Raw genomic sequence first — 26596 nt, forward strand, 5'->3', positions numbered from 1 at the left:
TCCAACTTTCTTCGCTCGAACCCTCACATTGATGTGCGCAGTAACCCAGCGCACGTTCGTAGGATGGCGTAGAGCGAAGCGAAACCCATGCGGTGGAGGTGGCACGAATCCTTGGGCGCTCGGAAAGCACCGTGCTTGAGCGCTTGCATTAAAACCACAACAGCTAACGCAGACAGAGCCAATTCATTCGCGATCAAGGCCCGCGCTCCGTAGGGCGGGTGAAACCCGCGTAGTTGATCGGCCACAGCGTCGGGCTGCACCCGACCTACGGCTTACCAGACGTGCTGCGGCGCCCGCCTGTGAAGGGGCTTCACTCCGCCAGCCGCTCCGCGAGGAAGTCGACGAAGACCCGCACCTTCTGCTGCAGGTGGCGGTTGCTGGCGTAGAGGGCGTAGATGCTGCGCCGGGCCAGTTGCTGGTGCGGCAGCACCTGTTGCAGCTGGCCGCTGGCCAGGAGTGGCGCGGCGATGAAGGACGGCAGCGCACCAATGCCGGCACCGGCCACCAGCAGGTCGCCGAGCATCAGGCTGTTGTCCACCGAGAGCCGTGTGCGCAGCTCGACGCCGCGCCCCTTGGGGCCATCCAGGCGCCAGCCGCCGGGGCTGTCGGCCAGGCGATAGGCGAGGCAGTCGTGGCCGCAGAGGTCTTCGAGCCGCTGCGGCGTGCCCCGCGCCGCGAGGTAGCCCGGGGAGGCGCAGATCACCTGCTCCACCTCCCCCAGGCGCCGGGCGATCAGCGTGGAGTCGGCCAGGCTGGAGCGGATGCGCAAGGAGACGTCGAAGCCTTCGGAGACCGGGTCCAGCAGGTGGTCGTCGAGGGTCAGCTCCACGTTCAGCTGCGGGTAGAGCGCCATGAACTCCGCCAGCAGCGGCGACAGCACCTTGAGGCTGAACGACAGCGGCGCATTCACCCGCAGGCGCCCGCTGACCTCGCCCGCGCCCTGGGCGGTGGCGCTTTCCAGGGCTTCCAGCTCGTCCAGCAGGCGGCAGCATTCGGCGAAGTAGGCACGCCCGGTGTCGGTGAGGCTCATGCGCCGCGTGGTACGCAGCAGCAACAGGTTGCCCAGGCGCGCCTCCAACTGGCGCACCTGCTTGCTCACCGCCGCGGTGGATTGGCCCAGGTCGAGGGCGGCCTTGCTGAAGCCGTCGAGCTCGACGACGCGGCGGAAGGTGCGCATGGCAACGAGCAGGTCCATATTTTCCCTCAGGTTGAATGTCTTTCAGCGGATGCGCAGATTATCTCTTCAGGCTCAACAAATACCATCGCGGCACTCATCACCACCAAGGAGTTCCGCCATGCACCTGCCCCGCCCCCTTTCCCGCCTCGCTGCCCTGCCTCTGCTGCTGGCCCTGGCCCAGGGCGCCCTCGCCGCCGAGGAAGTCGGCAAGAGCCCCTGGGGCGAAAAGGACGAGATCGGCCGCCTCAACCTGATCACCCCCGAATCCCGCGCCGCCATCCTCGGCCGCCTCGCCGGCGGCAAGGCCTACGACCTGGCCGTGGAGTACTTCATCGGCATGCCCAGCTGGCAGGCCGCCGGCGACCCGCCCTACCAGATGTGGATGACCCACACGCCCCACGGCAACCTGCTGGCCGACCCGATGGGCGTGGGCGAGGCGATGAACCGCCACGTCAGCTACACCGGTTCGGCGGTGTCCATGTACGCCCACATGGGCACCCATATCGACGCGCTCAACCACTTCGGCCTGGAGGGCAAGATCTGGAACGGCTATGCCGCCGCCGACCACCTGGGCGACCGGGGCTGGAACGTGACCGGCGCCGAGAAGCTGCCCCCCATCGTCGCCCGTGGCGTGCTGATCGACGTGCCCGCCGCCAAGGGCGTGGAGATGCTGCCGGACAGCTACCGCGTCACCCGCCTGGACCTGCGCCAGGCCCTGAACAAGCAGGGCGTGAGCCTGGAGAAAGGCGATGTGGTGCTGATCCGCACCGGGCGCATGCGTGACTACGAGAACGCCCAGCGCTACATGACCAACCCGCCGGGCCTGAGCCTGGACGCGGCGAAGTTCCTCATCGAGGAAGGCGGCGCCATGGTGGTGGGCGCGGACAACCTGAGCTTCGAGACCTTCCCCACCGAGGTGCCGGAGAACTACATCCCGGTGCACACCTACCTGCTGGCCCAGCAGGGCGCGCCCATCATGGAGCTGGTGGACCTGGAAGGCCTCTCGCGGGACAAGGTCTACGAGTTCGCCTTCATCGGCGCCTCGCTGAAGTTCCGCGGCGCCGATGCCGCGCCGATCCGCCCGGTGGCGCTGCCGATCAACTGAGGCTCTCGGCGAGCTTCCGGGCTGAAGCCCGGGCTACGGAAGCGCGAGGTGCGGCGGTTTCACAGCGGCCGTTGGGCTGTGTCACTATCGCGCCTCCTTCGCGGCGCCCCTCGTGGGCGCCGTCGCTCCGTCGGTACAAGGAACCTCGCGCGTGGAAACCTCGGTCTTTCTGGTGGTAATGGCGGCGGCCGCCCTGCATGCGGGCTGGAACGCGCTGCTGAAGATCGGCCTCGACCGCCTGCTCACCGCCACCCTGATCCAGATGGCCGCCGGCCTGGTCTCCCTCTGCGCCCTGCCCTTCGTGGCCTTCCCGGTGGCCGCCGCCTGGCCCTGGATCATCCTCTCCGCCGTGCTGCACATCGGCTACAACCACTTCCTCGCCCGCGCCTACCAGTACGGCGACCTCGGGCAGGTCTACCCCATCTCCCGGGGCAGCTCGCCGCTGATGGTGGCGCTGCTGTCCCTGGCCTTCCTCCACGACGGGCTCGGTCACGCCGAACTGGCCGGCCTGCTGACCCTGGTCACGGGCATCTGGCTGATGGCCTGGCGCGGCGGGCGCGCTGGGGTCGGGATCAATCGCTCGATGCTGTTCTGCTCGCTGATGACCGCGGCCTTCATCGCCGGCTACACCCTCTCCGACGCGGTGGGCGCACGCAGCAACGGCGATGCGCTGTCCTACGCCGCCTGGCTGTTCGCGGTGAATGGCTGGGTGATGGCTGGGGTGATTGCGGTGCAGCGCGGGCCGCGCGTGTTCCTGCAGTTGGGCCCGTACTGGAAGAGCGGCCTGGCGGGTGGCGCCATGTCGCTGCTGGCCTACAGCATCGTCATCTGGGCCATGACCCAGGCGCCGGTGGCGCTGGTCTCCGCCCTGCGCGAGACCAGCGTGGTGTTCGCGCTGCTGATCGGCTGGCTGTTCCTCAAGGAACCCATGAAGCCGATCCGCCTGCTGGCGTGCGCGGTGATCGCCCTCGGCGTGGTGGTGATGAAGCTGGGCTGAGCCCCTCAGGCGAGGGGCTTGACCCGGTAGCTGTGACGCAGGCTGCGCCCCAGGACGGGGTCGTGCAGCTCGACGCTGAACCCTTCCCCCGGCAGCGGTTCGCCGATGAAGGGCAAGGTGCCGCAGAACATCGCCGTGCCGGCCGGCAGGCTGGCATCGCCGGTGCGCCGGGCGATGAGTTCGCGCGGGTCCAGCAGCTTCGCCGCCAGGCCGGCCTGGGACAGTTCGTCCCGCCCCTCCACATGGCGCCAGCAGCGCAGCAGCAACTGGTCCCAGTGCCCCGCCACCTCGTGGAAGCGCCACAGCTCGCGACCCACCGGCTTGAGGCAGAGCTGGCGGGAAACGGCAACGTCGTAGCCCTCAACGCGGCGGTCCGCATGGTCGGAGCCGATGCCGACGTAGAGCGCGGTGCCGGTGGAGAACAGCACGCACTCCACCTCGGCGGAGGAATCGTTGCCCGGCACCTGGAAGTCCTCATCGGTGCTCAGCAGGTCGGCAGACAGTTCGAAGAAGCAGGGCAGCTCCTGCGGCGGCGTGGCACTCAGGCTGCGGGCCTGGGCGCTGGCCTGGTCGGCATCGCGCCCGGTCCAGCCGGCGACCACCAGGCTGCGCACGTCGAACGCGAGGGACTCCCCACCGGCCACGGTGAAGTGCAGTGTCATGGCTAACTCCTGTCGATTGCGGTGATGCGGTGTTTCCCGCGCGGGGTGATGCCGAATCGTCAGGGGTGCGATCCAGGCGGGCGGGAAGCGATGAAGCTCAGATGCTAGGGGGCGGGCCGTTGCGGGCACAGAGGGCGAAGTCCGTAACCCTTGAAGGATGGCACCACCACAGGTGTGGACGGAGCCTTATGGCAGCAGCGAGAGGGACAGGGCCCGACGACGCGGGCCCTGGAGGTGGCTCAGCTCAACCGCAGCTGACGCCCTTGATCAGGTTGGTGTCGTCGGTGTCGATGTTCAGGCGGCGGGAGTTGTATTCCAGGGTCATCACGCTGCCCGGCTTGAGCACGCGCACATCACTGGCACCGGCGGCGTTCTTGGCCTGCTCCACCAGTTCGGGGGTGGCGGCCTTGCCGATCAGCGAGCGCACCGGGCCGGACGAGCAGCGGCCGTCTTCCGAAGGAGCGGCGGCCGGCAGGCTCTCGGTGGCAGCGGCGGCAGGTTTCTCCGCCGGCGCATCGGTGGAGCTGCAACCGGCCAGCAGAGCGCCCACGAGCGCCAGGCCAAGGGTGATGGAAGTGCGAGACATACTGCGATCCTCATACAAAGTGAAAACGAAGCTGAAATCGGTGGCTGGGAAGGCCCGGGCCGCGTGCATGGGACACGCACCGCCGGCTCGCCGTTCCCGACGCAGGCGCGCATTGTAGCGCGGCTCCGGCCCGCTGCCCGTTGCGCTGCACGGTGAAATCCTTGCGGCATGTCACTGCGCCGGCCTTATGCAGGCTTAGCACATCCGTGGCGGGGTACGGGTCTCAGCCGTAGTAATGGACGTCGACACGCTTAGGCATCGCGGGCTTTCCTCTTGACCCGTCGGCGCTGGGCACCTTGCTCATAACGGAGGATGTCGTCGAGGCTATCCAGCCGCGGCATGAACAGCCGCTCCAGCTCGCCGAGACGCCCCAGGACCATGGCGACGCGCACCACACTGTCGAACGCCACGCTGCGCCCGGCCTCCAGATTCGACAAGGTGCCCACTCCGATACCGGCGCGACCGGCTACCTCGGCCTGTGTCATCTCCTGGGACAGACGCTCCTGGCGCAAGCGCGTGCAGAGCAGCTGGATCACTTCTCCCGGTTTGACCAAGCCTAAATTCATCATATCGAGCGTGAAACCCCGGAATCGCCGCTGATGCGCTGAGATGCAGAGTTATTCGGTGAATCCTGGAAGCTACATAACTTCAGAAAACCATCGTTTATCCCCGTATAGCGCCGATAACACTCTGAATATTGGATTTAGCCGGTAGCGCACAGCGCATAGGGCCAAGCAAGGCACGGGATAGCCAGCACTCTTGTACCCCATGCAAGGGGCCTACCCACGCCGAGCCTTGCGGATGAACACCACCACCAGCAACGCCGCCAGCAGCTCCAGGCCGGCCACCCCATAGAGGCCGCCAGCCAGTGCGCCGGTGCGGTCCTTCACCCAGCCGATGAGGTAGGGCGCGGCGAAACCGGCGAGGTTGCCGACCGAGTTGATCACCGCGATGCCGCCGGCCGCTGCCGTGCCGGTGAGGAACAGCGTGGGCAGCGACCAGAACACCGGGAAGGCGGCGAGGATGCCCACCGCCGCCAGGGTCAGCGCCAGCATCGCCGCCACGCCGTGGCCCATGGATGCGGCGCAGGCCGCGAGCCCGACCCCAGCCAGGACGGCGGCACCGGCGCAGTGCAGTCGCCGTTCGCCGCTGCGGTCGGAATGGATGCCGTTGAGCACCATCGCCACCGTGCCCACGGCGAAGGGCAAGGCGGCAAGCAGGCCGATATCCAGGCTGCCCTGCACGCCCAGGTCGCGGATCAGCGTCGGCACCCAGAAGGCGATGGTGGCATTGCCGCTCACCAGGCAGAAATAGATGGCCGCGCACAGCCACACGTGGGGGTTGCAGAAGGCGTCGCGCAGGCTGGAAGCCTTGCCCGGCGCGGCGGCGTCGGCGGCCACCTCGGCGCTCACCAAAGAGCGCTGCGCGGCACTCAGCCAGCGCACGTCCGCCGGGCGCTCGGGCAGGTAGCGCAACACCAGCAGGCCGGCGAGCACCGAGGGCACGCCTTCGACGATGAACAGCCATTGCCAGCCGGCCAGCCCACCGACATCGGCCATGCCCGTCATGATCAACCCCGCCAGCGGCCCGCCTACCACCCCGGCCAGGGCGAAGCTGGTCATGAACAGGCCATTGACCCGGGCGCGCCGTGCGGTGGGGAACCAGTAGGTGAGGTAAAGCACCACGCCGGGGAAGAAGCCCGCCTCGAACACCCCGAGCAAAAAGCGCAGCACATAGAACTGCATCGGCGTGGTCACCAGGAACATGGCGGTGGAGATCAGCCCCCAGCAAATGGTGATGCGCGCCAGGGTGCGCCGCGCGCCGATGCGTTCCAGCAGCAGGTTGCTCGGCACCTCGAAGAGGAAATAGCCGATGAAGAAGATGCCCGCGCCCAGGCCGTAGACGGCTTCGCTGAAGCCCAGGTCGTCGAGCATGTGCAGCTTGGCGAAGCCGACGTTGACCCGGTCCAGCCAGGCGAGGATGAACAGCAGCACCAGGAAGGGCACCAGGCGCCAGGTGATGCTGCGGTAGGCCCGCTCGCGCAGGCGCGAACGGGCCGGATCGGAAATGGACATGCGATCGCTCCCGGGGCGGCCAGGCCGCCCGCAGAGGTGAGGGTCAGCCCAGGCAGCGCTCCACCGCGGCCCCCAGTTGCAGGATGTTGGCGTCCTGCCCGCCGAGCCCGCACAGGCTCAGGGCGATGCCGGGGCGTTCCGGCAATGGGATGGACAGCGCGCAGCCGTCGAGGAAGTTGATGACGGCGGGGTTGACCAGCACCCGCGCGTTGATGCGCTGGAAGGCGTCGTCATCGGTGATCTCCGCCAGGCGCGGCGGCGCGATGGAAACCGTGGGCATCAGCCAGGCATCCGCGCCCAGCAGCACCTCCGCCGCGCGGGCCTTCAGCTCGGCGCGCTCCAGCAGCAGCTCCAGGTAGTCGCAGGCGCTCTGCCGGCTGCCGCGCTCGATGCGCACCGCCACGCGCGGGTCGTAGCGGGCGCTTTCGGCCAGCAGGCGCTCGCGGTGCCAGTGCCAGGACTCGGCCGCCGCGAAGCCGCCACCGGCGTTGATCTCCGGCAGGCGCAGCAGCTCGGGAAAACGGAACTCGACTATCTCCGCACCCTGCTCCGCCAGGCGCGCGATGGCCCAGTCGAAGGCCTGGGCCACCTCCGGCGCGAGGTCTTCCAAAACGTAGTCGGGGGTGACGAAGAAGCGCTGCCCCTGCAGCGGCAGGCCGGCATCGCGCCAGAGCTGGGCGCCGGTCAGCAGCGCGTCCACCTGGGCGCAGCAGGCCACCGTGGGCGCCAACGGGCCGATGGAATCCAGGCTCTGCGACAGGGGCACCATGCCCTCGTTGGGCACCCGCCGCGCCGTGGGCTTGAAGCCGGTGATGCCGCAGAACGCCGCCGGGATGCGCACCGAGCCGCCGGTATCGGTACCCAGCGCCACCACCGACATGCCCAGCGCCACGCTGACGGCGGCACCGGAGCTGGAGCCCCCGGCGATCAGCCCCTCGCCCACGGGCGACAGGGGCGTGCCGAAGTGCGGGTTGAGGCCAAGGCCGGAATAGGCGAACTCGGTCATGTTGGTGCGCCCGAGCAGCACGGCGCCGGCCTCGCGCAGGCGCGCCACGGCGGGCGCATCCACCGTGGCCGGGGCCTGCCATTCCAGCACCCGCGAACCGGCGCGGGTCACCTGGCCGGCGATGTCGAACAGGTCCTTGATCGACACCGGAAGGCCATCGAGCGGCGACACCCGCCGCCCCAGGGCCAGGCGCTGGTCGGCGAACGCGGCGGCGGCGCGGGCGCCCTCCTCGTCCAGCTCCATGAAGGCATGGCCGCCACCGGCGAAGTGCTCCTGGGCACGCGTCAGCATGGTTTCGGTCAGCTCGCGGCTGCTGGTGCGCCCGTTGGACAGGCGCGCGGACCATTCCGCCAGGGTGACGAGGCCGTTCATGCCTCCACCTCCAGTACCTCCACGGTGTAGCGGTGGCTGAGGGTGCGCTCGAGTACCGGGTCGTGCAGTTCGACGCAGAAGGCCTCGCCCGGGGCGATGGGCAGCAGCGCCTCGAGGGTGCCGCAGAACATCACGCTGCCCTGGGGCAGGGTCATGCCGCCGTTGCGCCGCTCGATCAGGTCCAGTGGGTCGAGCATGCTGCCGGCCTCGCCCTCCTGGTACAGCTCGCGCTGGCCCTCGCGCTCGCGCCAGCAGCGCATCACCAGGCTGTCCCAATGCCCGGCCACCTCGTCGAAGGACCACAGCTGGCGGCTCACCGGCTTGGCACAGAGCTGCTTGGACAGGGTGATGTCCAGCGCCTCCACCTGGCGGTCGGTGTGGTCGGAACCAACGCCGACGTAGAGGCCGTCCCAGGCGGCGATCAGCACACATTCCACCTCGCCGGTGGAATGGTCGCGGGGCAGCTGGATGCTCTCGGCGGTGGTCAGCAGCGAGGCCGCCACCTGGTAGAAGCACGGCACCTCCGTGGGTGGGCGGATGCCCAGCGTCTCCAGCTCGGCGATGTGCCGGTCGACGGCCACCCGGTTGCGCCCGGTCCAGCCGGCGATCACCAGTTCCCGAGGTTCGAAGGCGAGGCGACGCTCGCCCGCGACGATGAAATCCAGTGCCATGGTCATTCTCCTTGCGTGCATGAAAAGGCGCCGGGGCCCGTTTGCCCCGGCTTCAGATGCTCCTGCCGATGGTGCTGCGGAAGGCTTCGATGTGGTCGCGCATGGCCCGCTGCCCCGCCGCCACATCCCGCGTGCGGAAGGCCTCGAGGATGCGACGGTGCTCCTGGTGCACCGCTTCCTGGTGCCCGGCCGTGGCCAGCGAGAGGAACCAGAAGCGCGCCTGGCGCTCGTGCAGGCTGCGCAGCAGATCGGCCAGCACGCGGTTGCGCGCGGCCGCCGAAATGGCCAGGTGGAATTGCAGGTCCAGGGCGGACAGGGCCGCCACGTCCCGCTCGGCGATCAGCGCCGGCACGCGGGCCAGCAGCTCGTCCATGGCGGCGATCTCCGCCAGGCTGGCGCGCTCGATGGCCAGGCCCACGCAGAGCACCTCGTTGCACAGGCGCACCTCGATCATCTCCAGCACCTCGTCGATGGACAGCGGCGCCACCAGCACGCCCTTGCGCGGGATGATCGACACCAGCCCCTCGGCCTCCAGGCGTTGCAGCGCCTGGTGCACCGGCGTACGGCCCAGCCCCAGGCCGCTGGCCAGCGCGGCCTCGTTGAGCACCTCCCCGGGGCGGAACTCGCACCGGATGATCCGCGCCTTGATGGCCCCGTAGGCGGCGTCGCGCAGCGAGAGTGAGGCGGCTGGCGTCGGGGCGGAGGGGGCGGTTTCGAAGGCGGTCATGGCGGGGCCCGGTGGCTTGAAGTGGCCGTGATCCTAGGCTGAAGTTTCAAAGGCTCGACAGGTGAGGCCTTCCGCTTCTGGTGCCAGCCGAAGCCCCACCGGGCAATGGGAAAACGAGCACGCCGGGGTTTGACCGCCCGCCCCCGCTGCGGCCTAATGCGCGCCCCGCCAGGCTTTGCCGGAGATGGCCATGAGCACCGAACCCAATGTGCGCCCCAGCACGCTGCACCTGCCCCAGGGCCCCTGGGCCACGGTGCTCGACTGCCTGTGCGCGCATTTCCCGGCCATCGACCGCGCCACCTGGCTCGACCGCATGGCCCGTGGCCGGGTCACCGATGGCGAAGGCCAGCCGGTGGACGCCACGCGCCCCTACCAGCAGGGGCTGTGCATCCGCTACTACCGCGAAGTGGCGCAGGAGCGGGAGATCCCCTTCGAGGAACGCGTGCTCTACCAGGACGAGCGCCTGGTGGTGGCCGACAAGCCGCACTTCCTGCCAGTGATGCCCGCCGGCGAATACGTCGAGCAGACGCTGCAGGCGCGCCTCACCCGCCGCCTCGGCCTCCCCGGGCTGGTGCCCTTGCACCGCATCGACCGGCACACCGCCGGCCTGGTGCTGTTCTCCCGCGACCCGGGCAGCCGTGGCGCCTACCAGGCGCTGTTCCGCGAGCGCCGCGTGCACAAGCGTTACGAGGCGGTGGCCACGCCGCTGCCGCAGCTGGAGTTTCCCTGCACCCTGCGCACCCGCCTGGAAGCGGGCGAGCCCTTCTTCCGCATGCAGCAGGTGGCCGGCGAGCCCAACACCGAAACCCGCCTGGAGGTGATCGAGCGCGGCCCGCAGCTGTGGCGCTACGCCCTGCACCCGGTGACCGGCCGCAAGCACCAGCTGCGCGTGCACATGGCCGCCCTCGGCGCCGGCATCCTCAACGACGGCTTCTACCCCGACCTGCACGACACCAGCGCCCCCGACGACCACGCCCGCCCTCTGCAACTGCTGGCCCGCGAGCTGGCCTTCGTCGACCCCATTAGCGGCGAGGCGCTGCGCTTTGAAAGCGAACTGCGCCTGATGGATATCGCTTAACCCCCGACGGGCTCCCTGCCTCGCCCGTCCCACCCCGTGGGAGCGAATTCATTCGCGAAAGACCCACCGCCCCACCCACGCCACCGGCTTGCACCCTGTAGGGGCGAATTCATTCGCCCAGCGGTGCACCGCGCCGCACTCGGTGCCAGCCCGAACTCCGCTGTGTTGGGCTTCGTACCTCAGCCCAACCTACAGGGCCGTGCCAGCCCCTATCCCCCTGACCCTCACGATCTTTTCTTGACCGATCATTCAGGCGCGAGGATATTACGGCCGTCATCCAAAGCCGATGGACGCGCCGTGAAGCTCCACTACGCTTGCTGGGTTGATAGCCATCAATCGAGACAGAAGGAAATTTCATGAGCCAATACGACGTGGTTGTGATCGGCGGTGGCCCAGGCGGCTACAACGCTGCCATCCGGGCAGGCCAGCTGGGCCTGAAGGTGGCCTGCGTGGAAGGCCGCGAGACCCTGGGCGGCACCTGCCTCAACGTCGGCTGCATGCCGTCCAAGGCGTTACTGCACGCCTCCGAACTCTATGAAGCGGCCAGCGGCAAGGAATTCGAACTGCTCGGCATCGAGGTCAAGCCCACGCTCAACCTCGGCCAGATGATGAAGCAGAAGGCCGACAGCGTGAGCGCCCTGACCAAGGGCATCGAGTTCCTCTTCCGCAAGCACAAGGCCGAGTGGATCAAGGGCTGGGGGCGTATCGACGGCCCAGGCCGCGTCGCCGTGAAAGGCGCCGACGGCAAGGAGCAGGTGCTGGAGACCAAGCACATCGTCATCGCCACCGGCTCCGAGCCCACCCCGCTGCCGGGCGTGGAAATCGACAACAAGCGCATCCTCGACTCCACCGGCGCCCTGTCCCTGCCCGAGGTGCCCAAGCACCTGGTAGTGATCGGTGCCGGCGTGATCGGCCTGGAGCTGGGCTCCGTCTGGCGCCGCCTGGGTGCCGAGGTCACGGTGGTGGAGTACCTCGACCGCATCTGCCCCGGGCTGGACGTGGAAACCGGCAAGACCCTGCAACGCGCCCTGGCCAAGCAGGGCATGAAGTTCAAGCTCGCCTCCAAGGTCACCAGCGCCAAGAGCGGCAAGAACGGCGTCGAACTCAGCGTCGAGCCGGCTGCCGGCGGCGCGGCGGAAAGCATCCAGGCCGACTACGTGCTGGTGGCCATCGGCCGTCGCCCCTACACCCAGGGCCTGGGCCTGGAAACCGTGGGCCTGAGCGTCGACAAGCGCGGCATGCTCGCCAACGAGAAGCACCAGAGCACCACGCCCAACGTCTGGGTGATCGGCGACGTCACCTCCGGCCCGATGCTCGCGCACAAGGCCGAGGACGAAGCCATCGTCTGCATCGAGCGTATCGCCGGGCACAAGGCCGAGGTGAACTACGAGGTGATCCCCAACGTCATCTACACCCGCCCGGAAGTGGCCACCGTGGGCAAGACCGAGGAGCAGCTGAAGGCCGAGGGCCGCGCCTACAAGGTGGGCAAGTTCCCCTTCACCGCCAACAGCCGCGCCAAGATCAACCACGAGACCGAAGGCTTCGCCAAGGTATTGGCGGACGAGCGCACCGACGAAGTGCTGGGCGTGCACCTGGTCGGCCCCAGCGTCAGCGAGATGATCGGCGAGTACTGCGTGGCAATGGAGTTCTCCGCCTCCAGCGAAGACATCGCGCTGATCTGCCACCCGCACCCGACGCGCTCCGAAGCGCTGCGCCAGGCGGCCATGGATGTCAGCGGCTGGGCGATGCAAAGCTGACGGCGTGATGCCCATGAAAAAGGCGCCTACCCGGCGCCTTTTTCGTTTGCTTGAGACGTGACCATGAGTCATTGGCTCCTTAGAGCCCGGCAGGACGAACTCGTGCCGCAGGGTGTGCCGTGCGCACCTCCGCACGGTGCCTCCGGCAGACGCCCAGGTGCGCGCAGCACAGCCTACAAGAGCACTTCGGCGCGCGGGCTCGGCTCCCTGCACGGAGCCCGGCTGCTTAAAGAAGCTGATGCTTGTGCAGCAGCCGGTAGAAGGTCGGCCGCGAGATGCCCAGCACCCGCGCGGCCAGACTGAGGTTGTTGCCGTAGCGCGCCAGCGCATCGCACAGCGCCTGATATTCCGCACGGCGCTTGTAGTCGTCCAGGGTGCCGATCAGCACGCTGTCCATCGGCACGCTGTGCAGGCCCAGTTCCCCCGCCTCTATCTGCTCCCCCTCCGCCAGCGCATAGCCGCGTCGCACCCGGCTGGCCAGCTCGCGCACATTGCCCGGCCAGTGGTGGCGGACCATCGCCGTCAGCGCCTCTTCGCTGAACTGCCGCGGCTTGTGCCCGGACTCCAGGCTGTAGAGGTCGGCGAAGTAATTGGCCAACAGCGCGATGTCGCCCTGGCGTCGACGCAGGGGCGTCAGGCGCACCTGATGCGCCGCCAGCAGCTGGTAGAGCTCGGGGAGGAAGCGCCCCTGCTCGGCCATCAGCTCGATATCGCGGTCGGAAGCCACCAGCAGGCGCACGTCCAGGCTGCGCGCCGGCCCTTGGGGCTGCGGCAACTTGCGGGTGCGCAGGCAGTGCATCAGCGTGCGCTGCACCTCCAGGGGCAACTCGCCCACCGCGTCGAGGAACAGGCTGCCGCCGCTCGCCGCCTGCAGGCGCCCATTGGGGCCGAACAGCGCGGCACTGCAACCGGCCTCGTCCAGCAGCCCGCAGTTGAAGGCCACGAAGGGGCCGCCCACGCGCCGCGAATAACGGTGCAGCGTGCGCGCCACCAGCTCCTTGCCGGTGCCGCTCTCACCGAGGATCAGCACCGGCTTGTCCAGCGGGCCGAACTTGGTCAGCTGCTTGCGCAGGTCACGCAGCGGCCGGCTCTGCCCCAGCAGCTCGTGCTCGGCGCCCTGGCGGCTGCCCAACCCGCGCAACCGGGCGATGCCGAACGCGCGGCCGAGCAGCCCCTGCAGCCGGGTGGAATCCACCGGGATTTCCAGCGTGTCGAAGAACCACTCGCCGGCGAAATCCTCGACCCGCTCCTGGGGCGCGATATCCGGCCCCAGCAGGCCGATCCACTCGGTGCCGCTGCTGCTGATCAGGGTTTTGATGCGTTCGGGGTTATCCAGGTGCTCATGGCGCAGGCATAAAAGGCCTACGTCATAACCGCCCGCCTGGGCCTGTCGTGATTCGCGGCTTTCCACAGTCCAACCGCTCGCCTGCAAGCGCGGCAATAGCTGTCGGCACTCCTCACAAGGGTCGATCATCAGCACGCGGCGGGTACTAGGAGTGATGGTGTCCAACATGTCCCATCCTTGGCGCCAATTTTTTGAATAATTCTTTAAAAACAAGGGTTTGGCGCGCCTGACTGTAACGCTAGCAATATCTTTGACGGGGTATGGAACCATTTCTTATAGGAAAAATCGCAAAATGTTCTTAAAACCACAGCGCCGTCAGATGGCGTGGGTGTATGCCGAAAAGGCCGTGGGAAATAGGATTGCAAAAACATGACGCAACCGACAAAACACCCCAATCTGAGGACATTGGTAATAGCACCTTGCCAATATTCCTATTGATTGGCATAACGTAGGATTTTCCACACTGGTTACAAGGATGTATCTGATGCGAATCCTGCGTCGCACCCTGGTGCTTCTGCTCGTGCTCGTCCTCGTGGGCCTGGCGGTCGTCCTCTATTACGTCGCCAACCCCAACCTGCCCACCTACAAAGCCCCCGAGCAGCTGCACTACCTCGACCAGTGGGACGAACAGGCGCGTCAGACCTACTACTACACCCCCCAGGGCACCACGGTTAAAGGCCTGCGCTACGACTGGTTCACCGCCCTCGAGCTGCCCTTCTCCAGCGACAAGTTCGCCCGCCCGGAATACCTCGGCCGCTTCGGCTTCCTCGTCGACCCCAAGCAGAAGCCCACCGAGCTGAACCCCGGCAACCTGCCCGTGGGCTTCGCCCGGCATGAAGACGACGACACCGGCCAGCAGTACCTCGACATCAGCTGCGCCGCCTGCCACACCGGTGAGCTGCACTACAAGGGCCAGGCCGTGCGCATCGACGGCGGCGCCGCCCTGCACTCCCTCGCCTCCACCGTGCCCACCCTCAAGGGCGGCGGCTTCGGCCAGGCGCTGGGCATGAGCATGGCCTTCACCTACTACAACCCGCTCAAGTTCAACCGCTTCGCCAAGACGGTACTCGGCGAGGAATACCCCAAGGGCAAGGACGAACTGCGCAGCGACTTCAAGGATGTGCTCGACCGCCTGCTCGGCACCGCCTGGAACGACACCCACCGCGGCCTCTACCCCACCGAGGAAGGTTTCGGCCGTACCGACGCCTTCGGTCGCATCGCCAACAGCGTGTTCGGCGACGCCATCGACCCGGCCAACTACCGCGTCGGCAACGCCCCGGTGAGCTACCCGCAGCTGTGGGACATCTGGAAGTTCGACTGGGTGCAGTGGAACGGCTCCGCCATGCAGCCCATGGCACGCAACATCGGCGAATCCCTCGGCGTGGGCGCCAGCCTCACCCTGCACCAGGAGAATGGCCAGCCGGTGCCGCTGGACCAGCGCTACGCCTCCAGCGTGCGCGTGCGTGACCTGCACACCCTGGAAGAAACCCTCAAGACCCTGAAGCCGCCGACCTGGCCGGAAGAGGTCTTCGGCAAGATCGACCTGCCCCGCGCCAGCCAGGGACGCGCCCTGTTCGCCGAAAACTGCGCCTACTGCCACGCCCCCAACCCGCAGCCGGTGGACAAGCGCCTCGCCCCCGACCGCGACCCGGAGTGGAAGCTGCGCATGGTCAAGACCAGCGAGATCGGCACCGACCCCACCACCGCCGACAACATCGCCGACCACCGCTTCGACATCACCAAGCTCGGCTGGACCAAGGAGCAGCTCTCCAAGCTCGACGTCGAACTGTTCAGCAAGCCGCCGCTGAAAGACCTCGACTTCAGCAAGATCTCCAGCGCCAAGGGCCTGGCCTACCTCACCGCCTTCGTCGAAGACCGCGCCTACCAGGAAGCCGGCATCAGCGGCGAGGAACGCAAGCAGATGGACGGCTACGGCCTGAAGATCGGCGTGCGCGAACTGCGCGCCTACAAGGCCCGCCCGCTGGACGGCATCTGGGCCACCCCGCCCTTCCTGCACAACGGCTCGGTGCCCACCCTCTTCCAGCTGCTCTCCCCCGTGCCCGAGCGCGCCAAGGAGTTCTACGTCGGCAACTTCGAGTACGACCCGCAGTTCGCCGGCTTCCAGCACGACAAGTTCCCGGGCGGCTTCCTGTTCAAGACCTCGGTCACCGGCAACGGCAACCAGGGCCATGAATTCCGCGACGGCTGCCGCCAGAACGGCGTGATCGGCCGCGCCCTCTCGCCGGACGAACGCCTCGCGCTGATCGAATACCTCAAGGTCATGGGCAACCAGCCCCTGGAGGAAAAGCTCAGCCCCGTCGCGCCCAAACCCTGGACGCCCGGCCCCGCCTGCGAAGGCTGATAGACCGCTGTACAACCCCTCCCCGCCACGGGGAGGGCCTGGGAACGAACAACAAGGACTCAAGCTCCCATGCTCAAGCGCTTCTGGCTCTGGCTCGGCCGCCTCCTCGGCAAGCTCCTCCTCATCCTCCTGGTCGTCGGCCTGCTCGGCTGGGGCATCGGCTCGCTCTACTACGGCTGGAAGTTCTCCGGCCCCGTCTCCGCCGACGAACAGATCCCGCCGAACGAAGCCAGTGACGCCAAGGCGATCATGGAATCAGCCGTGCGCGTGGTCGAACAGCACCGCGACAACACCCGCGTCATGCGCGACGCCCACGCCAAGGCCCACGGCTGCGTGAAGGCCGAAGTCACCGTCGCCCAGGACCTGGCCAGCGACCTGCGCGCCGGCGTGCTCGCCGAACCGGGCAAGACCTGGCAAGCCTGGATGCGCCTCTCCAACGGCAACGCCTACCCGCAGTTCGACAGCGCCCGCGACGCCCGCGGCATGGCCATCAAGCTGCTCGACGTGCCCGGCCAGAAACTCATGAACGCCCCGGACCACGCCACCGAGCAGGACTTCGTGATGTTCAACCACGACGTCTTCTTCATCCGCGATGTGGCCGAATACCGCAGCAACTTCGAAGCCCAGGCAAACGGCCAGAAAGTCGGCGCCTTCTTCCCCAGCCTCGACCCGCGCACCTGGGAGATCCGCCACATGCTGATCGCCCTGCAAACCCTCGCGCCGGCGCCGGACAGCCCCACCGACACCGTCTACAGCTCCGTCGCGCCGTACAAGCTCGGCCAGGCCAACATCAAGTACCGCGTCATCCCCGACCCGCAATCCTGCCCCCAGTACACACTGCCCAAGCAGAACACCGACCTGCCCAACTTCCTGCGCAACGCCCTGTACCAGCAACTCTCGCTGGACCGCGTACCGGCCTGCTTCGCCCTCCAGGTGCAGGTGCAGAACCCGCAGTACTACATGCCCATCGAAGACACCAGCGTGGCCTGGAGCGAGAAGGTCTCCCCCTTCAAGACCGTCGCCACCATCAAGGTGCCCGCGCAGGACTTCGATAGCCGCGAGCAGAACGAATTCTGCGACAACCTCTCCTTCAACCCCTGGCACGCCCTCCCCGAACACCGCCCCATCGGCGGCATCAACCGCCTGCGCAAGCTGGTGTACGAAACGGTGAGCGTGTACCGGCATGAACGGAATGGCGTGGCGCAGCCGCAGGCTGAGGTGAAAGAAAGCGAGTGATGGGAAAGGCCAACTGGGAAATGAGTACCAGTTGGCCTGCAAGACGCAAAACCTAAGTACTAGTTGCAACAACGAATAACTCAGCTATAGAAGAAGCGCGCACAACACTTGGCGCTTACAAAATTCAATCACAATTAACCAGGATATTATTCAACCTGAAATTCAGCCAAAAATATTCGCTTTAGCTTATTGAAAGCCTATGCCAGCAGAAATTAAGAGGGATACTTAATGATCACTGAAATGCTTATCAATTCTGTCGCGAGCTACAAGTCCCCATCCTCCATTTCACCCACGAATAGGACCTGTCTCTTTTATGGACTTAATGGTGCCGGAAAAAGCACAATATCAAGCTTTCTATACAACCAGGCAGACCCACGTTATACACAATGCAGAATCAAGCAAACACAAGACTGCGATCTACTAGTATACAATCAAGATTTCCTAAGTGAATATTTTCATGAGGAAGATAATTTAAAGGGGATTTTCACACTATCAAAAGAAAATAAAAGCGCATTACAAGGCATAGAATTAGAATCAAAAGAACTCGAAAAACTCAATTCAGCTCAATTTCAAAGAAAGAATGAAGAAGCGGACTTAAACAAGCAAAAAGAGCAAGCAAGAGAACGGGCCAGTTCAACCATATGGGAAATTAAAACAAAATACTCCGGTGGTGATAGGGTCCTTGAGTTTTGCCTGGATGGTCTAAAACGAACAGAATTGCTTTTCAAACACTTGCTAACCATTCCTCTCCCCTCCTCAGCGCCTAGCTACTCAGTAGATGATCTCAAAAGAGAAAGCTCTCTTACTCAAGGCGAGAACTCGTCTCCGATCCTGCCGCTACGAAGGATTGACGCACCTTGGCTCGCAATAGAAAAAAACCCCCTATTTGAAAAGATTATCACAGGAAGCCAGGAAGGCTCTGTCGCTCAATTTATAAGCAATCTAGGTAATTCAGACTGGGTAAAAGCCGGCCTCAAATACATACCGACTAATATTGCGCACGAAACATGCGAATGCCCCTTCTGCCAGTCTCCTACTATAACCCACAACTTATCTGAATCCATTCGAAACGTCTTCGACGAAGCTTATGAAGCAGACCTTTTAGAGCTTGAGCGCCTAAAGCTTGACTACTCCAACCTCACGCAAGGCCTGAGCCTCGGAAATATCAGCACTTTTCCATTCACAAATAAAGATTTGGAGAACTCTTGGGCCGCAACGGCAGAGGCTCTGAAGTCAATTTTCAGAGAAAACACTCTCCTAATTGAAAATAAACTAAAAAACCCGAGCATCCCGTTAAGTCTTAAAAGCAGCATCACCGCCACAGACACTGCAAATCAAATATTAACCGAAATCAATAAACTAATTGAGAATCACAACTACAAAATCAACAACAAAAAATCCACAGCCGAAGAAATAAAAAGAAAATTTTGGATCCTAATGCGATGGGAGTTCAATCAGACTATCTCTGCTTACGAAGCAACGACCACTGAGCTAGAAAAAACATCAGGGACAGTAAATGCCAAATCTCTGGAAGCTGAAGAAAAAATCACGGAGAAAAAATTAAAAATCGCTAAACTTAGAGAACAAACCGTAAACATAGAAGAAGCAATAAACAACATCAACAGAACCCTTGTAGAGATAGGCATTGATGGATTCTCCGTAATCAAACACAGTGAAAATTTGTATAGAATAGCGAGAACAAACATAGCATCTAACGCCTTCCACTCTTTAAGTGAAGGAGAAAAAACCGTAATTAGTTTTCTTTACTTTATCGAACTATGCAACGGGCAACGATCCGCAGATGCGATCCCCAAAAATAAAATCATTGTAATAGACGATCCAATTTCCAGTCTGTCGCACCTATATGTCTTTAACATCGGGCAGCTCATAAAAAGACATTTCATTGAAAATGATAAATTTGAGCAGATATTCATACTGACACACAGTTTATATTTCTTTTACGAGCTAACCTTTACCGGTAAAGATAAGCGAGACCAGTACCAACACCTTTTTAGAATAGTTAAGAATGCAGACGGCAGCAAAATAGTGCCCATGAGATACGAGGAGATACAAAATGACTATCAGTCCTATTGGTCTATCGTGAAAGATACCTCAGCACCTCCTGCCCTTATAGCCAACTGCATGAGAAATATTGTTGAATATTTTTTCAATTTCGTTCAAAAGACCGATTTTAATAATGTATTTCAAAAACCAGTGTTATCGTCAGACAGATTTAAAACCTTCTATCGATATATGAATAGGGAGTCCCACTCGTTAGGCCAAAACATATTTGATATCAAAGAATTTGACTACCAAATTTTCAAAGATGGCCTAAAAGAGATATTTCAAGATTGCGGCTACATTGATCATTACAACGCAATGATGAAATAGCATTCACCACAAAATAGGGAGAACGTTATGTATTACGAGAGTTTCCCTCCCTTGCCATCCCCATTACACCTCCCTATCCTTCGCCGGTCGCGGTAAATCCCGCGACCGGGTTTGACAGCCCGTACTGATAGGCGCGATTGCGCCGCTAGGTGCATGCGAAAAACGGCGAACGTTTTTTGCAGGCACGTGCTCGCATGCAGTTTTAACTGCACTGCTCTATGGCAGATCGCGTGGGGAGACCCTCGGGTCTGCCGGGTCCTATCGCCGGTCTGTCAACCCCGCGCGGTCTGCCACCCTTCGTTTGACAGCGAATGGCGGCAGCTCCTGAACTGACTGATAGGAGCTACACCATGCACGAAGCACTCACCCCGCTCTTCTTCCACCGCAACACCTATCCCCTGCGCGCCGTGATGATCGACAACCAGCCCTGGTTCGTCGCCGTGGATTTCGCGCGGATGATCGGTGCGCTGCGCCCCTATCGCCTGCCCCAGCGCATGGACCCGAACCAGAAGCGCTGGGTGTTGCTGGAATACGCCACCGGGTTGCGCGAGGAGGTGGAGGTGATCAGCGATGCCGGGGCGTACAAGGCGCTGTACCGCTTCCGCCACCCGGAGCACCGCTGCATCGGCCAGTGGTTGAGCGAGGTGGTGCTGCCCACCCTGCACGACCGCCACCGCGACGCCGAGGCGGCACCGCAACGGGCCCTGATGCATTGGGCCAACCAGCAGGTGGGCGTGCTCAAGTGGCAGGGTGATATCTGGATCGCGCGGCGCGACCTGCCGGTGTTCCTGGCCATCCATGACGAGCCGGAATTGCGTGATCTGCCGAGCTGGAAGGGCTTGCAGCTCCTGTAGGTTGGGCTGAGGGACGAAGCCCAACGTGGCGGGGGTCGTGGTTGCGCCCTGCCCCCCGCCTGTCGCGAATGAATCGTTCAGTCTGAGTCAGCTGTTGTGGTTTTAAAGCAAGCTCTCAAGCACGGCTCTTTCCGGGCGTCCAAGGGTTCGTGCCACCTCCGCCGCATGGGTTTCGCTCCGCTCTACCCATCCTACGAAAGCCGTCGCCACGTACACGCTGGGTTGGTGCGTACATCAATGTGAGGATTCGAGCGAAGAAGTTGGAGCAGCCGCCAAATGCCCCTTTCAGGAGGCCGAGCGAATCGTCGTGGAGGGGGTTGAGCGACATGGATGTCGCGAGAGCCGCGATGGGCCAGGGATGGCCCTTCGCGGCGTGCCCCTGGAACGATGATGGAGCGAGGGAACCCGACGTAGTCGGGCCGTATGCAGGGGCGAGCGCTTTTGGTTCCTTTTAAGGCGATTGTTAAAAGGGACTTGCCCGGCAAGGCGAAACAGGAGTTTTCAGCAAAACTCGGCAACCAGCCAGGCTCAAATCTCCTAGCAACACTTAACGTAGACAGAGCCAATGAATTCGATCCCACGAAAACGCGATGCCGGGTATCGCCGGGCGGCTGAAGTCGCCCCTACAGGCGGCTGCGTTGGGGTTTGGGTGGGCAAAGAAAAAGGCCGGCGGGTTGCCCCGTCGGCCTTTTCATTACCGCTGCCGGGTCATGGCAGGGTGAAGAGCACCTTGACCTTATCGGTCACGGCGGCCTTGTCGACGTAGCCGATGGCGTCGGCTTCGGCGGCGACCTTGGCGACCACGTCGGCGTCACCGGCGACGGTGGGCAGCGGCTGGCCCTTGCCGGTGAACACCAGGCCGGACCAGTAGGACTTCAGCTGCGCTTCGTTCTTGCTGGTGACGGCGGTGTAGAACTTCTCCTTGGTGGCGTTCCAGTCTTTCTGGTCGACGCCTTTGAGGGATTTGTTCTTGCCGAGGAAGATGTTGGCCACGTCGGACTGCGACGGGCTGGCCGAGGCGCCGGCATTGACGATGACGGCGACTTCGGCGCTGGCCAGGGTGGCGGCGCTGAGGCCGGCGGCGGCGATCAGGAGGCTGATTGACTGCTTCATGTAGCGGCTCCTCAGAACACGAATTCGACGCCGGCGCTGATGATGTCGCCGTCGTAGTTGCGGGCCGGTACACCGAAGGCACCACTGGTGAGTTCGTTGACGGTGTTCTCGTAGAGCTCCTGGGCGTTGCGGATGAATACGCCGTCGTAGCCGCCGCTGGTGTCCACGCGCTTGTACTCGGTCTTGAGCACGACGGTGGGCAGGATGTTGTAGTTCAGGCCGAGGGTCCAGGAGTTCTGGCGGCCTTCGTCGTCATCCAGCTGGGCGTAGGTGACGTGGCCGAGGAACTCGCCGAAGCGACGGCCGCCCATCAGGTAGAAGGAGTCGGTGTTGCCGGTGTTGTCGCCTTCGACCTTGCGGCTGGTCCACTCGTTGGCGGTGAGCCAGGTGCCGTTGTCGTACTGGTAGCCGATGGAGGTGAACTTGCCTTTTTTGTTGTCGAGGTTGACCAGGCTCTGCTGCTGCACCACGCCAACGCCCGGGGGCAGGATGCCGACCACGGTGCCGGTGATGTCGGTCTTGATGTCGGCTTCTACGTAGCCGACGCGGAAGGTGCCGAAATCGTTGGTGGCGAGGCTGACGTTGCCGCCGAAGACCTTGTTGTAGTCGATGTCGAACTGTTCGTCGTAGGCGAAGTAGTCACGGTTCTTGGCCTGGCCGCCAGCGAGCTGGAACGACAGCGTGGCGAAGGACAGCGGCATGTTGTAGACGACGTCGGCGCCCTCGTAGTTGGACAGCTGGACCTGGCTGTAGACCTCGTCCGGCAGGCGCAGCCAGGGGTAGCTGAAGCCTACGTCGATGCTTTCGGAGTACATGTACACGGGGGTACGCAGGCGGCCGAAGCGGAACATCAGTTCGTCGTTGGCCTGCCACGACAGGTAGGCCCACTCGAGGTTGGCCTTCCACTCGTCCTGCTGGGGCTTGGCGGTGGCCTGGACGGTGACGCCCACGGTGTCGGTGAGGCCGTAGCTCAACTGGGCGCCGAACTTGCTCAGTTGGTCGCCGCGCCAGGAGTCGTTGGTCTGGCCGGTGATGCCGTAGCTGCGACCGTCGTCCTCGCCACCGAGGTGGGTGACGCCGACGGTACCGAAACCGTTGAAACGGTATTCGCCCTGCTCCAGCGCGAACGCCGGAGAGCCTGCCAGGCAGATGGACAGGCCGAGGAGACGAAGTTTGGTCATCGTGATGCTCCGTTGAAAATGGGGTTTAAACGCGGAACTGGGCCGTGGCCGCGCGCAGGTGATCTCCGGTACTGACCAGCTGCTCGCCGAGGCGGGCGGTGGCATCTGCACCATGGGCGGTTGCTTGTGCGTCCTGCTGCAACACTTGTGTCTCTTGCTGGATGGAACTGGAGAGGCCGATCTGCTCCTGGGTGAGCTGGGCGATGCCGGCGTTCAGTTCATCGATCTGGCCCACCGCAGTGGCGATGGACTCGAGCATGCGGGTGGCCTCGACCGAGCGTTCGATGCTGGCCTGGGCCTTGTCGCCGTTGGCGGTCATGACATTGAGCACGCCATTGGCGCTGTTCTGCAGGCGCTGGATGATCTGCTGGATCTCGGCAGTGGACGCGGCAGTCTTCTGCGCCAGGTTGCGCACCTCGTCGGCGACCACGGCGAAGCCACGGCCCTGTTCGCCGGCGCGGGCGGCCTCGATGGCGGCGTTGAGGGCGAGCAGGTTGGTCTGTTCGGCGATGCTGCGGATGACGGTGAGCACGGAGCCGACCTGCTGGGTCTCCTCCTCCAGCTGCTGCATGGCCTGCACGGCGCCGAGCACACTGCTGCCCAGGTCGCTGATGCTGCCGGACAGTGCGTTGATGCTGGTGCGCGCGTCGACGGCCTGGCGCGAGGCGTCGCCGGCACCCTGGGTGGCCTGCTGGGAGCGCTGGGCCACTTCCTGGATGCTGCTGGTCATGGTCTGGATGTCGCGCCCGATGGAGTCGGTGTGGCCCTGCTGCGACTTGGCGTTCTCTTCCGCGCCCTGGGTGAGGCGGTAGAGCTCCTTGGACATCTGCCCCAGCGGGCTGGCGGCCTCGATGATCTGGCGGATGGTGCCCTGGAGCTTGTCGAGGAAGCCGTTGAACAGCTGGATCATCTCGCCGATCTCGTCACGGGAGTCGACGTTGACGCGACGGGTGAGGTCGCCGTCGCCACGGGCGATGGCCTGCAGGGATTCGATGACGCCGTGCACGTTGCCCATGATGCCGCGGATGATCACCCAGGCGCCGAGGCCCACCAGCGCCACCAGCAAGGCGGTGAGGATGAAGCCCACGCGGGTGGTTTCGGCGTTGTCGGTGCGGGCCTGCACCAGGGTGGCCTGGAAGTCCTTGTAGGCGTGGGCACGGAAGGCGGCGCCGAGGTCCTGGGCGGCCTTCAGGTCGGTGGCCATGCGGTCGAGGCTGGGGCGCAGGTCGTCGAACCCGGCGCTGCCCTTGATCAGTTGCTCGGAGGCGGAGAGCGCGTTGTCGGCATAGCGGCCGATGGCGGCGCGCCAGGCGTCCAGCTCGCTGGAGCGCTCGCTGTTGGCGCGGGTCAGCGGTTGCAGGGCCTGCTGCATGCCGGCGATATCGGCCAGCACCTTGCGGGCTTCGTCGAGGGTTTCCAGCTCTCCGGCAGCCACCGCGCTGTTGAGCAGCCCGGGCAGGCGGGAGAACTGGAAGTTCACCGCGTCAGCCTTCTCCAGCGTGGGGAAGCTGTTGTTTTCGAGGGTTACCAGGCGGTCGTCGTTGGCCGAGAGCTGCATCGAGGTGTAGCCGACGAACAGCAATAGACCCAGCAAGGCAACAGCGGGCAGCAGAGACAGCTTTAGTGTCAGCGACAGATTCTTCAGCATTTTGGCAGGTACCCAAGATTGGGGCGCGGATTGTACAAAAAGACTATTTAGTGGCCAATAGCCACTTGGCGGTCACGCTGTGACTTTTATTTCTAGTTATGCCGATTCCTGTTTCGGCTGCCCTTCTCTTTGCTATAGCCCCCATCCGGGGAAAATGCCTACCTTCTGTCGTAAATCCTTAACCTGCTGGAAGCCCTCTGCGCTGCGCTTTACCGCTGCGTTTGCGGGTTACGGCCAGGCACAGCAGGGGCTCCAGCGGGCCGGGGCGATGTGGGGATGAAGGAATCGAAGCGTCGGCCAGATCGGCGCGACGCTGTGCCGCAGTGAGGGTGGAAGGCTGTGAAACGTCGCGTGTCAGGGCGAAGCCCTACATAGCGGGGTCGTGGTTGCACCCTGCCCCGCCTATCGCGAATGAATTCGCTCCCACGAAGGCGCTGGGCGACTGAAGTCGCCCCTACAACCTGCGTGGGATCGGTGTGTAGCCCGGGCTTCAGCCCGGGGCGCGGCAGCGCCCGCTGATCGCGAATGAATTCGCTCCTACGGAGGTGCGATGCGGGCGGGCGATCAGATCCAGACGTCGTTCTGCGCGGTGCGCTCGCCGCCTTCCTCGCCGGTGTTGAGCACGCCACGGGGCTCGATGAGCATCATTTTCACCTCGCCTTCGGCGTAGGGTTTGTGCTCGACACCCTTGGGCACGACGTAGAGCTCGCCCGGCCCGAGCAGGACGGCGCCGTCGCGCAAATCGATGCGCAGCTGGCCTTCGAGCACCAGGAAAGCTTCGTCGGTGTCGGCGTGGGAATGCCAGATGAAGTCGCCGGCGATGCGCACGACCTTGAACTGGTAGTCGTTCATTTCGGCGACGACCTTGGGGTTCCACTGCTCGCTGAACAGCGAGACCTTGTGCAGCAGGTTGATGCTCTGGTGGTTGGGCTGAACGGCCATGGTGCGGCTCCGGGCTGGGGATTGAGCCGCGAGAGTAGCGAGGCCCGCCGTAGCGCTCTTGTACGATCCTGCAGCTTCAGCGGCCGTGCATGCGCAGCCAGCGCGCCGGCGGCAGGCCGTAGCACTGGGTGAAGTGGCGGGTCATGTGGCTCTGGTCGAAGAAGCCGGCGGCCAGGGCGGCGTCGGCCAGGCTGAAGCCGTCCAGCAGCATGCGCCGGCAGCGGTCGAGGCGGCGCAGGGTGAGGTAGCGGTAGGGGCTGGTGCCGTAGAGCGCGCGGAAATCGCGGGACAGGCTCCAGCGTTCGCGGCCGCTGGCGCGCTCCAGTTCGTCGAGGGTGACGTTGCTGCCGAGGTGGCTGTGGATGTAGTCCCGGGCGCGCTCGGCCGAGGCGAAGTCGAAGGCCCGGCGCCCTCGCCGCCTGCCACCCACCGCTTGCAGCGCCTGGGCCAGGTCGTAGATGGCGTCCTGTTCCTCCAATGCCTGCAGCGGGCGGTCCATGGCCTGCATGAAGGTTTCGGTGGCGCGGTGCAGGCGCAGGTCATCGGAGAGGCCGCCCGGCACGAAGGGCAGCGCCCTCCCCCCGAGCACCTGCTGGATCAGCACCGGCTCGACGTAGATCATCCGGTAATGGAAGCCGGCCTCGGTGCCGGCCATGCCGTCGTGGAGCTCGTCGGGGTGCAGGACCAGGGTGCCGCCGGGCAGGCTGTGGCGCAGGCTCTTCTGGTAGCTGAAGCTCTGCACCCCGGAGAGGGTGCGGCCGATGGCGTAGGTGTCGTGGCGGTGCGGGTCGTAGCCGTGGCCGCCGAAGTAGGCCTCGATGCGTTCGATCCGCGCCGGGTGGTCGCTGCGCAGCACCCAGTCGCGCGTGCCGGGCAGCTCGGTCATCAGGCGCGCTTCCGAGCCTTGGCGGGGCGCGAGGCGTTGAGCGCGACGGCGGCGAGGAACAGTGCCTGCAACGCCGCTCCGTCGATGTGCTCGCCCTGGTGGATGTCGATGGCGCGGCGGGCGTTGCCCTCCAGGCTGGCGTTGAACAGGCCGGCCGGGTCTTCCAGCGAGGCGCCCTTGGCGAAGGTCAGCTTCACCGCGTTCTTGTAGGTTTCACCGGTGCAGACGATGCCGCCGTGAGACCACACGGGCACCCGCCACTTCCACTCCTCGACCACCTCGGGGTCGGCGGCGCGGATCAGTTCGCGCACCTTGGCCAGGGTTTCGCCGCGCCAGTCGGCGAGCTCGGCGATGCGTGCGTCGATCAGCGCGGGCGCGTCCACGGCGCCCTCTTCCACCTTGCTGCTGTCCTTGCTCATGGGGTT

Annotated in this window: 23 protein-coding genes; 8 read left to right on the forward strand and 15 right to left on the reverse strand. The window is 64.5% G+C overall.

From position 1 onward, the window contains the following. Positions 1-310: 310 nt before the first annotated feature. On the reverse strand, positions 311-1195 hold the full coding sequence (locus tag OEJ36_RS28985) for a LysR family transcriptional regulator (protein ID WP_263404440.1): 885 nt from the start codon (positions 1193-1195) through the stop codon (positions 311-313). A gap of 100 nt (positions 1196-1295) precedes the next feature. On the opposite strand from OEJ36_RS28985, the gene OEJ36_RS28990 reads away from it, so the two are divergent. Both OEJ36_RS28990 and OEJ36_RS28995 read left to right on the forward strand, forming a co-directional pair. Next, on the forward strand, positions 1296-2282 hold the full coding sequence (locus tag OEJ36_RS28990) for a cyclase family protein (RefSeq protein WP_263404441.1): 987 nt from the start codon (positions 1296-1298) through the stop codon (positions 2280-2282). Between the two features lie 151 nt (positions 2283-2433). Next, on the forward strand, positions 2434-3279 hold the full coding sequence (locus tag OEJ36_RS28995; protein WP_263404442.1) for an EamA family transporter: 846 nt from the start codon (positions 2434-2436) through the stop codon (positions 3277-3279). A gap of 5 nt (positions 3280-3284) precedes the next feature. On the opposite strand, the gene OEJ36_RS29000 is transcribed toward OEJ36_RS28995, so the two are convergent. The 7 genes from OEJ36_RS29000 to OEJ36_RS29030 all read right to left on the reverse strand — a co-directional run bounded on the left by OEJ36_RS29000 (position 3285) and on the right by OEJ36_RS29030 (position 9378). Continuing rightward, positions 3285-3941 (reverse strand): DUF2848 domain-containing protein, encoded by a 657-nt coding sequence (locus OEJ36_RS29000; protein ID WP_263404443.1) that lies wholly within the window; start codon positions 3939-3941, stop codon positions 3285-3287. A 244-nt stretch (positions 3942-4185) separates the two neighbouring features. Further along, positions 4186-4527 carry an I78 family peptidase inhibitor gene (locus tag OEJ36_RS29005; RefSeq protein WP_021217265.1) on the reverse strand — a complete coding sequence of 114 codons (342 nt, stop codon included), beginning with the start codon at positions 4525-4527 and terminating at the stop codon, positions 4186-4188. 251 nt (positions 4528-4778) lie between these two features. Continuing rightward, a complete protein-coding gene (locus OEJ36_RS29010; protein ID WP_263404444.1) occupies positions 4779-5096 on the reverse strand; it encodes a helix-turn-helix domain-containing protein in 318 nt (105 codons plus the stop codon). 210 nt (positions 5097-5306) lie between these two features. Further along, a complete protein-coding gene (locus OEJ36_RS29015) occupies positions 5307-6602 on the reverse strand; it encodes an MFS transporter (protein WP_263404445.1) in 1296 nt (431 codons plus the stop codon). Between the two features lie 43 nt (positions 6603-6645). Further along, a complete protein-coding gene (locus OEJ36_RS29020) occupies positions 6646-7980 on the reverse strand; it encodes an amidase (protein WP_263404446.1) in 1335 nt (444 codons plus the stop codon). Beyond that, the gene (locus OEJ36_RS29025) at positions 7977-8651 is read right to left on the reverse strand and encodes a DUF2848 domain-containing protein (RefSeq protein WP_263404447.1); all 675 of its coding nucleotides are present in this window, start codon (positions 8649-8651) and stop codon (positions 7977-7979) included. The genes OEJ36_RS29020 and OEJ36_RS29025 overlap by 4 nt, the downstream gene beginning before the upstream one ends. 52 nt (positions 8652-8703) lie before the next feature. Next, the gene (locus tag OEJ36_RS29030; RefSeq protein WP_263404448.1) at positions 8704-9378 is read right to left on the reverse strand and encodes a GntR family transcriptional regulator; all 675 of its coding nucleotides are present in this window, start codon (positions 9376-9378) and stop codon (positions 8704-8706) included. Positions 9379-9568: 190 nt separating this feature from the next. On the opposite strand from OEJ36_RS29030, the gene OEJ36_RS29035 reads away from it, so the two are divergent. Then, positions 9569-10456, forward strand: a complete 888-nt coding sequence (locus tag OEJ36_RS29035; protein WP_263404449.1) for a pseudouridine synthase — start codon at positions 9569-9571, stop codon at positions 10454-10456. Positions 10457-10812: 356 nt separating this feature from the next. Then, positions 10813-12213 carry a dihydrolipoyl dehydrogenase gene (gene lpdA / locus OEJ36_RS29040; protein WP_184489045.1) on the forward strand — a complete coding sequence of 467 codons (1401 nt, stop codon included), beginning with the start codon at positions 10813-10815 and terminating at the stop codon, positions 12211-12213. Between the two features lie 226 nt (positions 12214-12439). Here the strand turns inward: lpdA and OEJ36_RS29045 are convergent, their stop codons facing one another. Continuing rightward, a complete protein-coding gene (locus tag OEJ36_RS29045) occupies positions 12440-13726 on the reverse strand; it encodes a sigma-54-dependent transcriptional regulator (RefSeq protein WP_263404450.1) in 1287 nt (428 codons plus the stop codon). A 316-nt stretch (positions 13727-14042) separates the two neighbouring features. Between OEJ36_RS29045 and OEJ36_RS29050 the strand changes: the two genes are divergently transcribed. The 4 genes from OEJ36_RS29050 (at position 14043) to OEJ36_RS29065 (ending at position 20401) form a co-directional block, all read left to right on the forward strand. Continuing rightward, positions 14043-15920, forward strand: a complete 1878-nt coding sequence (locus OEJ36_RS29050; protein ID WP_263404451.1) for a di-heme-cytochrome C peroxidase — start codon at positions 14043-14045, stop codon at positions 15918-15920. 69 nt (positions 15921-15989) lie between these two features. Then, on the forward strand, positions 15990-17156 hold the full coding sequence (locus OEJ36_RS29055) for a catalase family protein (RefSeq protein ID WP_263404452.1): 1167 nt from the start codon (positions 15990-15992) through the stop codon (positions 17154-17156). Between the two features lie 228 nt (positions 17157-17384). Further along, positions 17385-19547, forward strand: a complete 2163-nt coding sequence (locus tag OEJ36_RS29060) for an AAA family ATPase (RefSeq protein WP_263404453.1) — start codon at positions 17385-17387, stop codon at positions 19545-19547. Positions 19548-19897: 350 nt separating this feature from the next. Continuing rightward, entirely contained in the window at positions 19898-20401 is a 504-nt protein-coding gene (locus OEJ36_RS29065; protein WP_111264869.1) for a Bro-N domain-containing protein, read from the forward strand. Positions 20402-21109: 708 nt separating this feature from the next. Here the strand turns inward: OEJ36_RS29065 and OEJ36_RS29070 are convergent. The 6 genes from OEJ36_RS29070 to OEJ36_RS29095 form a co-directional block, all read right to left on the reverse strand. Continuing rightward, positions 21110-21514, reverse strand: coding sequence for a phosphate ABC transporter substrate-binding protein (locus tag OEJ36_RS29070; protein WP_263404454.1), 405 nt, complete (start codon positions 21512-21514; stop codon positions 21110-21112). A gap of 11 nt (positions 21515-21525) precedes the next feature. After that, entirely contained in the window at positions 21526-22695 is a 1170-nt protein-coding gene (locus tag OEJ36_RS29075; RefSeq protein ID WP_263404455.1) for a hypothetical protein, read from the reverse strand. 25 nt (positions 22696-22720) lie between these two features. Next, complete coding sequence (locus OEJ36_RS29080; RefSeq protein ID WP_263404456.1) at positions 22721-24343, reverse strand: methyl-accepting chemotaxis protein; 1623 nt, start codon at positions 24341-24343, stop codon at positions 22721-22723. Positions 24344-24907: 564 nt separating this feature from the next. Then, positions 24908-25285 carry a cupin domain-containing protein gene (locus tag OEJ36_RS29085; protein WP_263404457.1) on the reverse strand — a complete coding sequence of 126 codons (378 nt, stop codon included), beginning with the start codon at positions 25283-25285 and terminating at the stop codon, positions 24908-24910. A 76-nt stretch (positions 25286-25361) separates the two neighbouring features. Continuing rightward, a complete protein-coding gene (locus OEJ36_RS29090) occupies positions 25362-26171 on the reverse strand; it encodes an AraC family transcriptional regulator (RefSeq protein WP_263404458.1) in 810 nt (269 codons plus the stop codon). Further along, a complete protein-coding gene (locus OEJ36_RS29095; protein ID WP_263404459.1) occupies positions 26171-26590 on the reverse strand; it encodes a DUF1801 domain-containing protein in 420 nt (139 codons plus the stop codon). Before OEJ36_RS29095 ends, OEJ36_RS29090 begins: the two co-directional genes overlap by 1 nt. Positions 26591-26596 lie beyond the last annotated feature (6 nt).

The sequence above is a fragment of the Pseudomonas sp. PDM13 genome (assembly GCF_025685765.1).
GTDB lineage: Bacteria > Pseudomonadota > Gammaproteobacteria > Pseudomonadales > Pseudomonadaceae > Metapseudomonas > Metapseudomonas solani.

Bases quoted from the DNA above. Each gene is read 5' to 3' on its own strand.
- OEJ36_RS28985 (WP_263404440.1), bottom strand. From the start codon at position 1,195: ATGGACCTGCTCGTTGCCATGCGCACCTTCCGCCGCGTCGTCGAGCTC.
- OEJ36_RS28990 (WP_263404441.1), top strand. From the start codon at position 1,296: ATGCACCTGCCCCGCCCCCTTTCCCGCCTCGCTGCCCTGCCTCTGCTG.
- OEJ36_RS29000 (WP_263404443.1), bottom strand. From the start codon at position 3,941: ATGACACTGCACTTCACCGTGGCCGGTGGGGAGTCCCTCGCGTTCGAC.
- OEJ36_RS29005 (WP_021217265.1), bottom strand. From the start codon at position 4,527: ATGTCTCGCACTTCCATCACCCTTGGCCTGGCGCTCGTGGGCGCTCTG.
- OEJ36_RS29010 (WP_263404444.1), bottom strand. From the start codon at position 5,096: ATGATGAATTTAGGCTTGGTCAAACCGGGAGAAGTGATCCAGCTGCTC.
- OEJ36_RS29015 (WP_263404445.1), bottom strand. From the start codon at position 6,602: ATGTCCATTTCCGATCCGGCCCGTTCGCGCCTGCGCGAGCGGGCCTAC.
- OEJ36_RS29020 (WP_263404446.1), bottom strand. From the start codon at position 7,980: ATGAACGGCCTCGTCACCCTGGCGGAATGGTCCGCGCGCCTGTCCAAC.
- OEJ36_RS29025 (WP_263404447.1), bottom strand. From the start codon at position 8,651: ATGGCACTGGATTTCATCGTCGCGGGCGAGCGTCGCCTCGCCTTCGAA.
- OEJ36_RS29030 (WP_263404448.1), bottom strand. From the start codon at position 9,378: ATGACCGCCTTCGAAACCGCCCCCTCCGCCCCGACGCCAGCCGCCTCA.
- OEJ36_RS29035 (WP_263404449.1), top strand. From the start codon at position 9,569: ATGAGCACCGAACCCAATGTGCGCCCCAGCACGCTGCACCTGCCCCAG.
- lpdA (WP_184489045.1), top strand. From the start codon at position 10,813: ATGAGCCAATACGACGTGGTTGTGATCGGCGGTGGCCCAGGCGGCTAC.
- OEJ36_RS29045 (WP_263404450.1), bottom strand. From the start codon at position 13,726: ATGTTGGACACCATCACTCCTAGTACCCGCCGCGTGCTGATGATCGAC.
- OEJ36_RS29050 (WP_263404451.1), top strand. From the start codon at position 14,043: ATGCGAATCCTGCGTCGCACCCTGGTGCTTCTGCTCGTGCTCGTCCTC.
- OEJ36_RS29055 (WP_263404452.1), top strand. From the start codon at position 15,990: ATGCTCAAGCGCTTCTGGCTCTGGCTCGGCCGCCTCCTCGGCAAGCTC.
- OEJ36_RS29060 (WP_263404453.1), top strand. From the start codon at position 17,385: ATGATCACTGAAATGCTTATCAATTCTGTCGCGAGCTACAAGTCCCCA.
- OEJ36_RS29065 (WP_111264869.1), top strand. From the start codon at position 19,898: ATGCACGAAGCACTCACCCCGCTCTTCTTCCACCGCAACACCTATCCC.
- OEJ36_RS29070 (WP_263404454.1), bottom strand. From the start codon at position 21,514: ATGAAGCAGTCAATCAGCCTCCTGATCGCCGCCGCCGGCCTCAGCGCC.
- OEJ36_RS29075 (WP_263404455.1), bottom strand. From the start codon at position 22,695: ATGACCAAACTTCGTCTCCTCGGCCTGTCCATCTGCCTGGCAGGCTCT.
- OEJ36_RS29080 (WP_263404456.1), bottom strand. From the start codon at position 24,343: ATGCTGAAGAATCTGTCGCTGACACTAAAGCTGTCTCTGCTGCCCGCT.
- OEJ36_RS29085 (WP_263404457.1), bottom strand. From the start codon at position 25,285: ATGGCCGTTCAGCCCAACCACCAGAGCATCAACCTGCTGCACAAGGTC.
- OEJ36_RS29090 (WP_263404458.1), bottom strand. From the start codon at position 26,171: ATGACCGAGCTGCCCGGCACGCGCGACTGGGTGCTGCGCAGCGACCAC.
- OEJ36_RS29095 (WP_263404459.1), bottom strand. From the start codon at position 26,590: ATGAGCAAGGACAGCAGCAAGGTGGAAGAGGGCGCCGTGGACGCGCCC.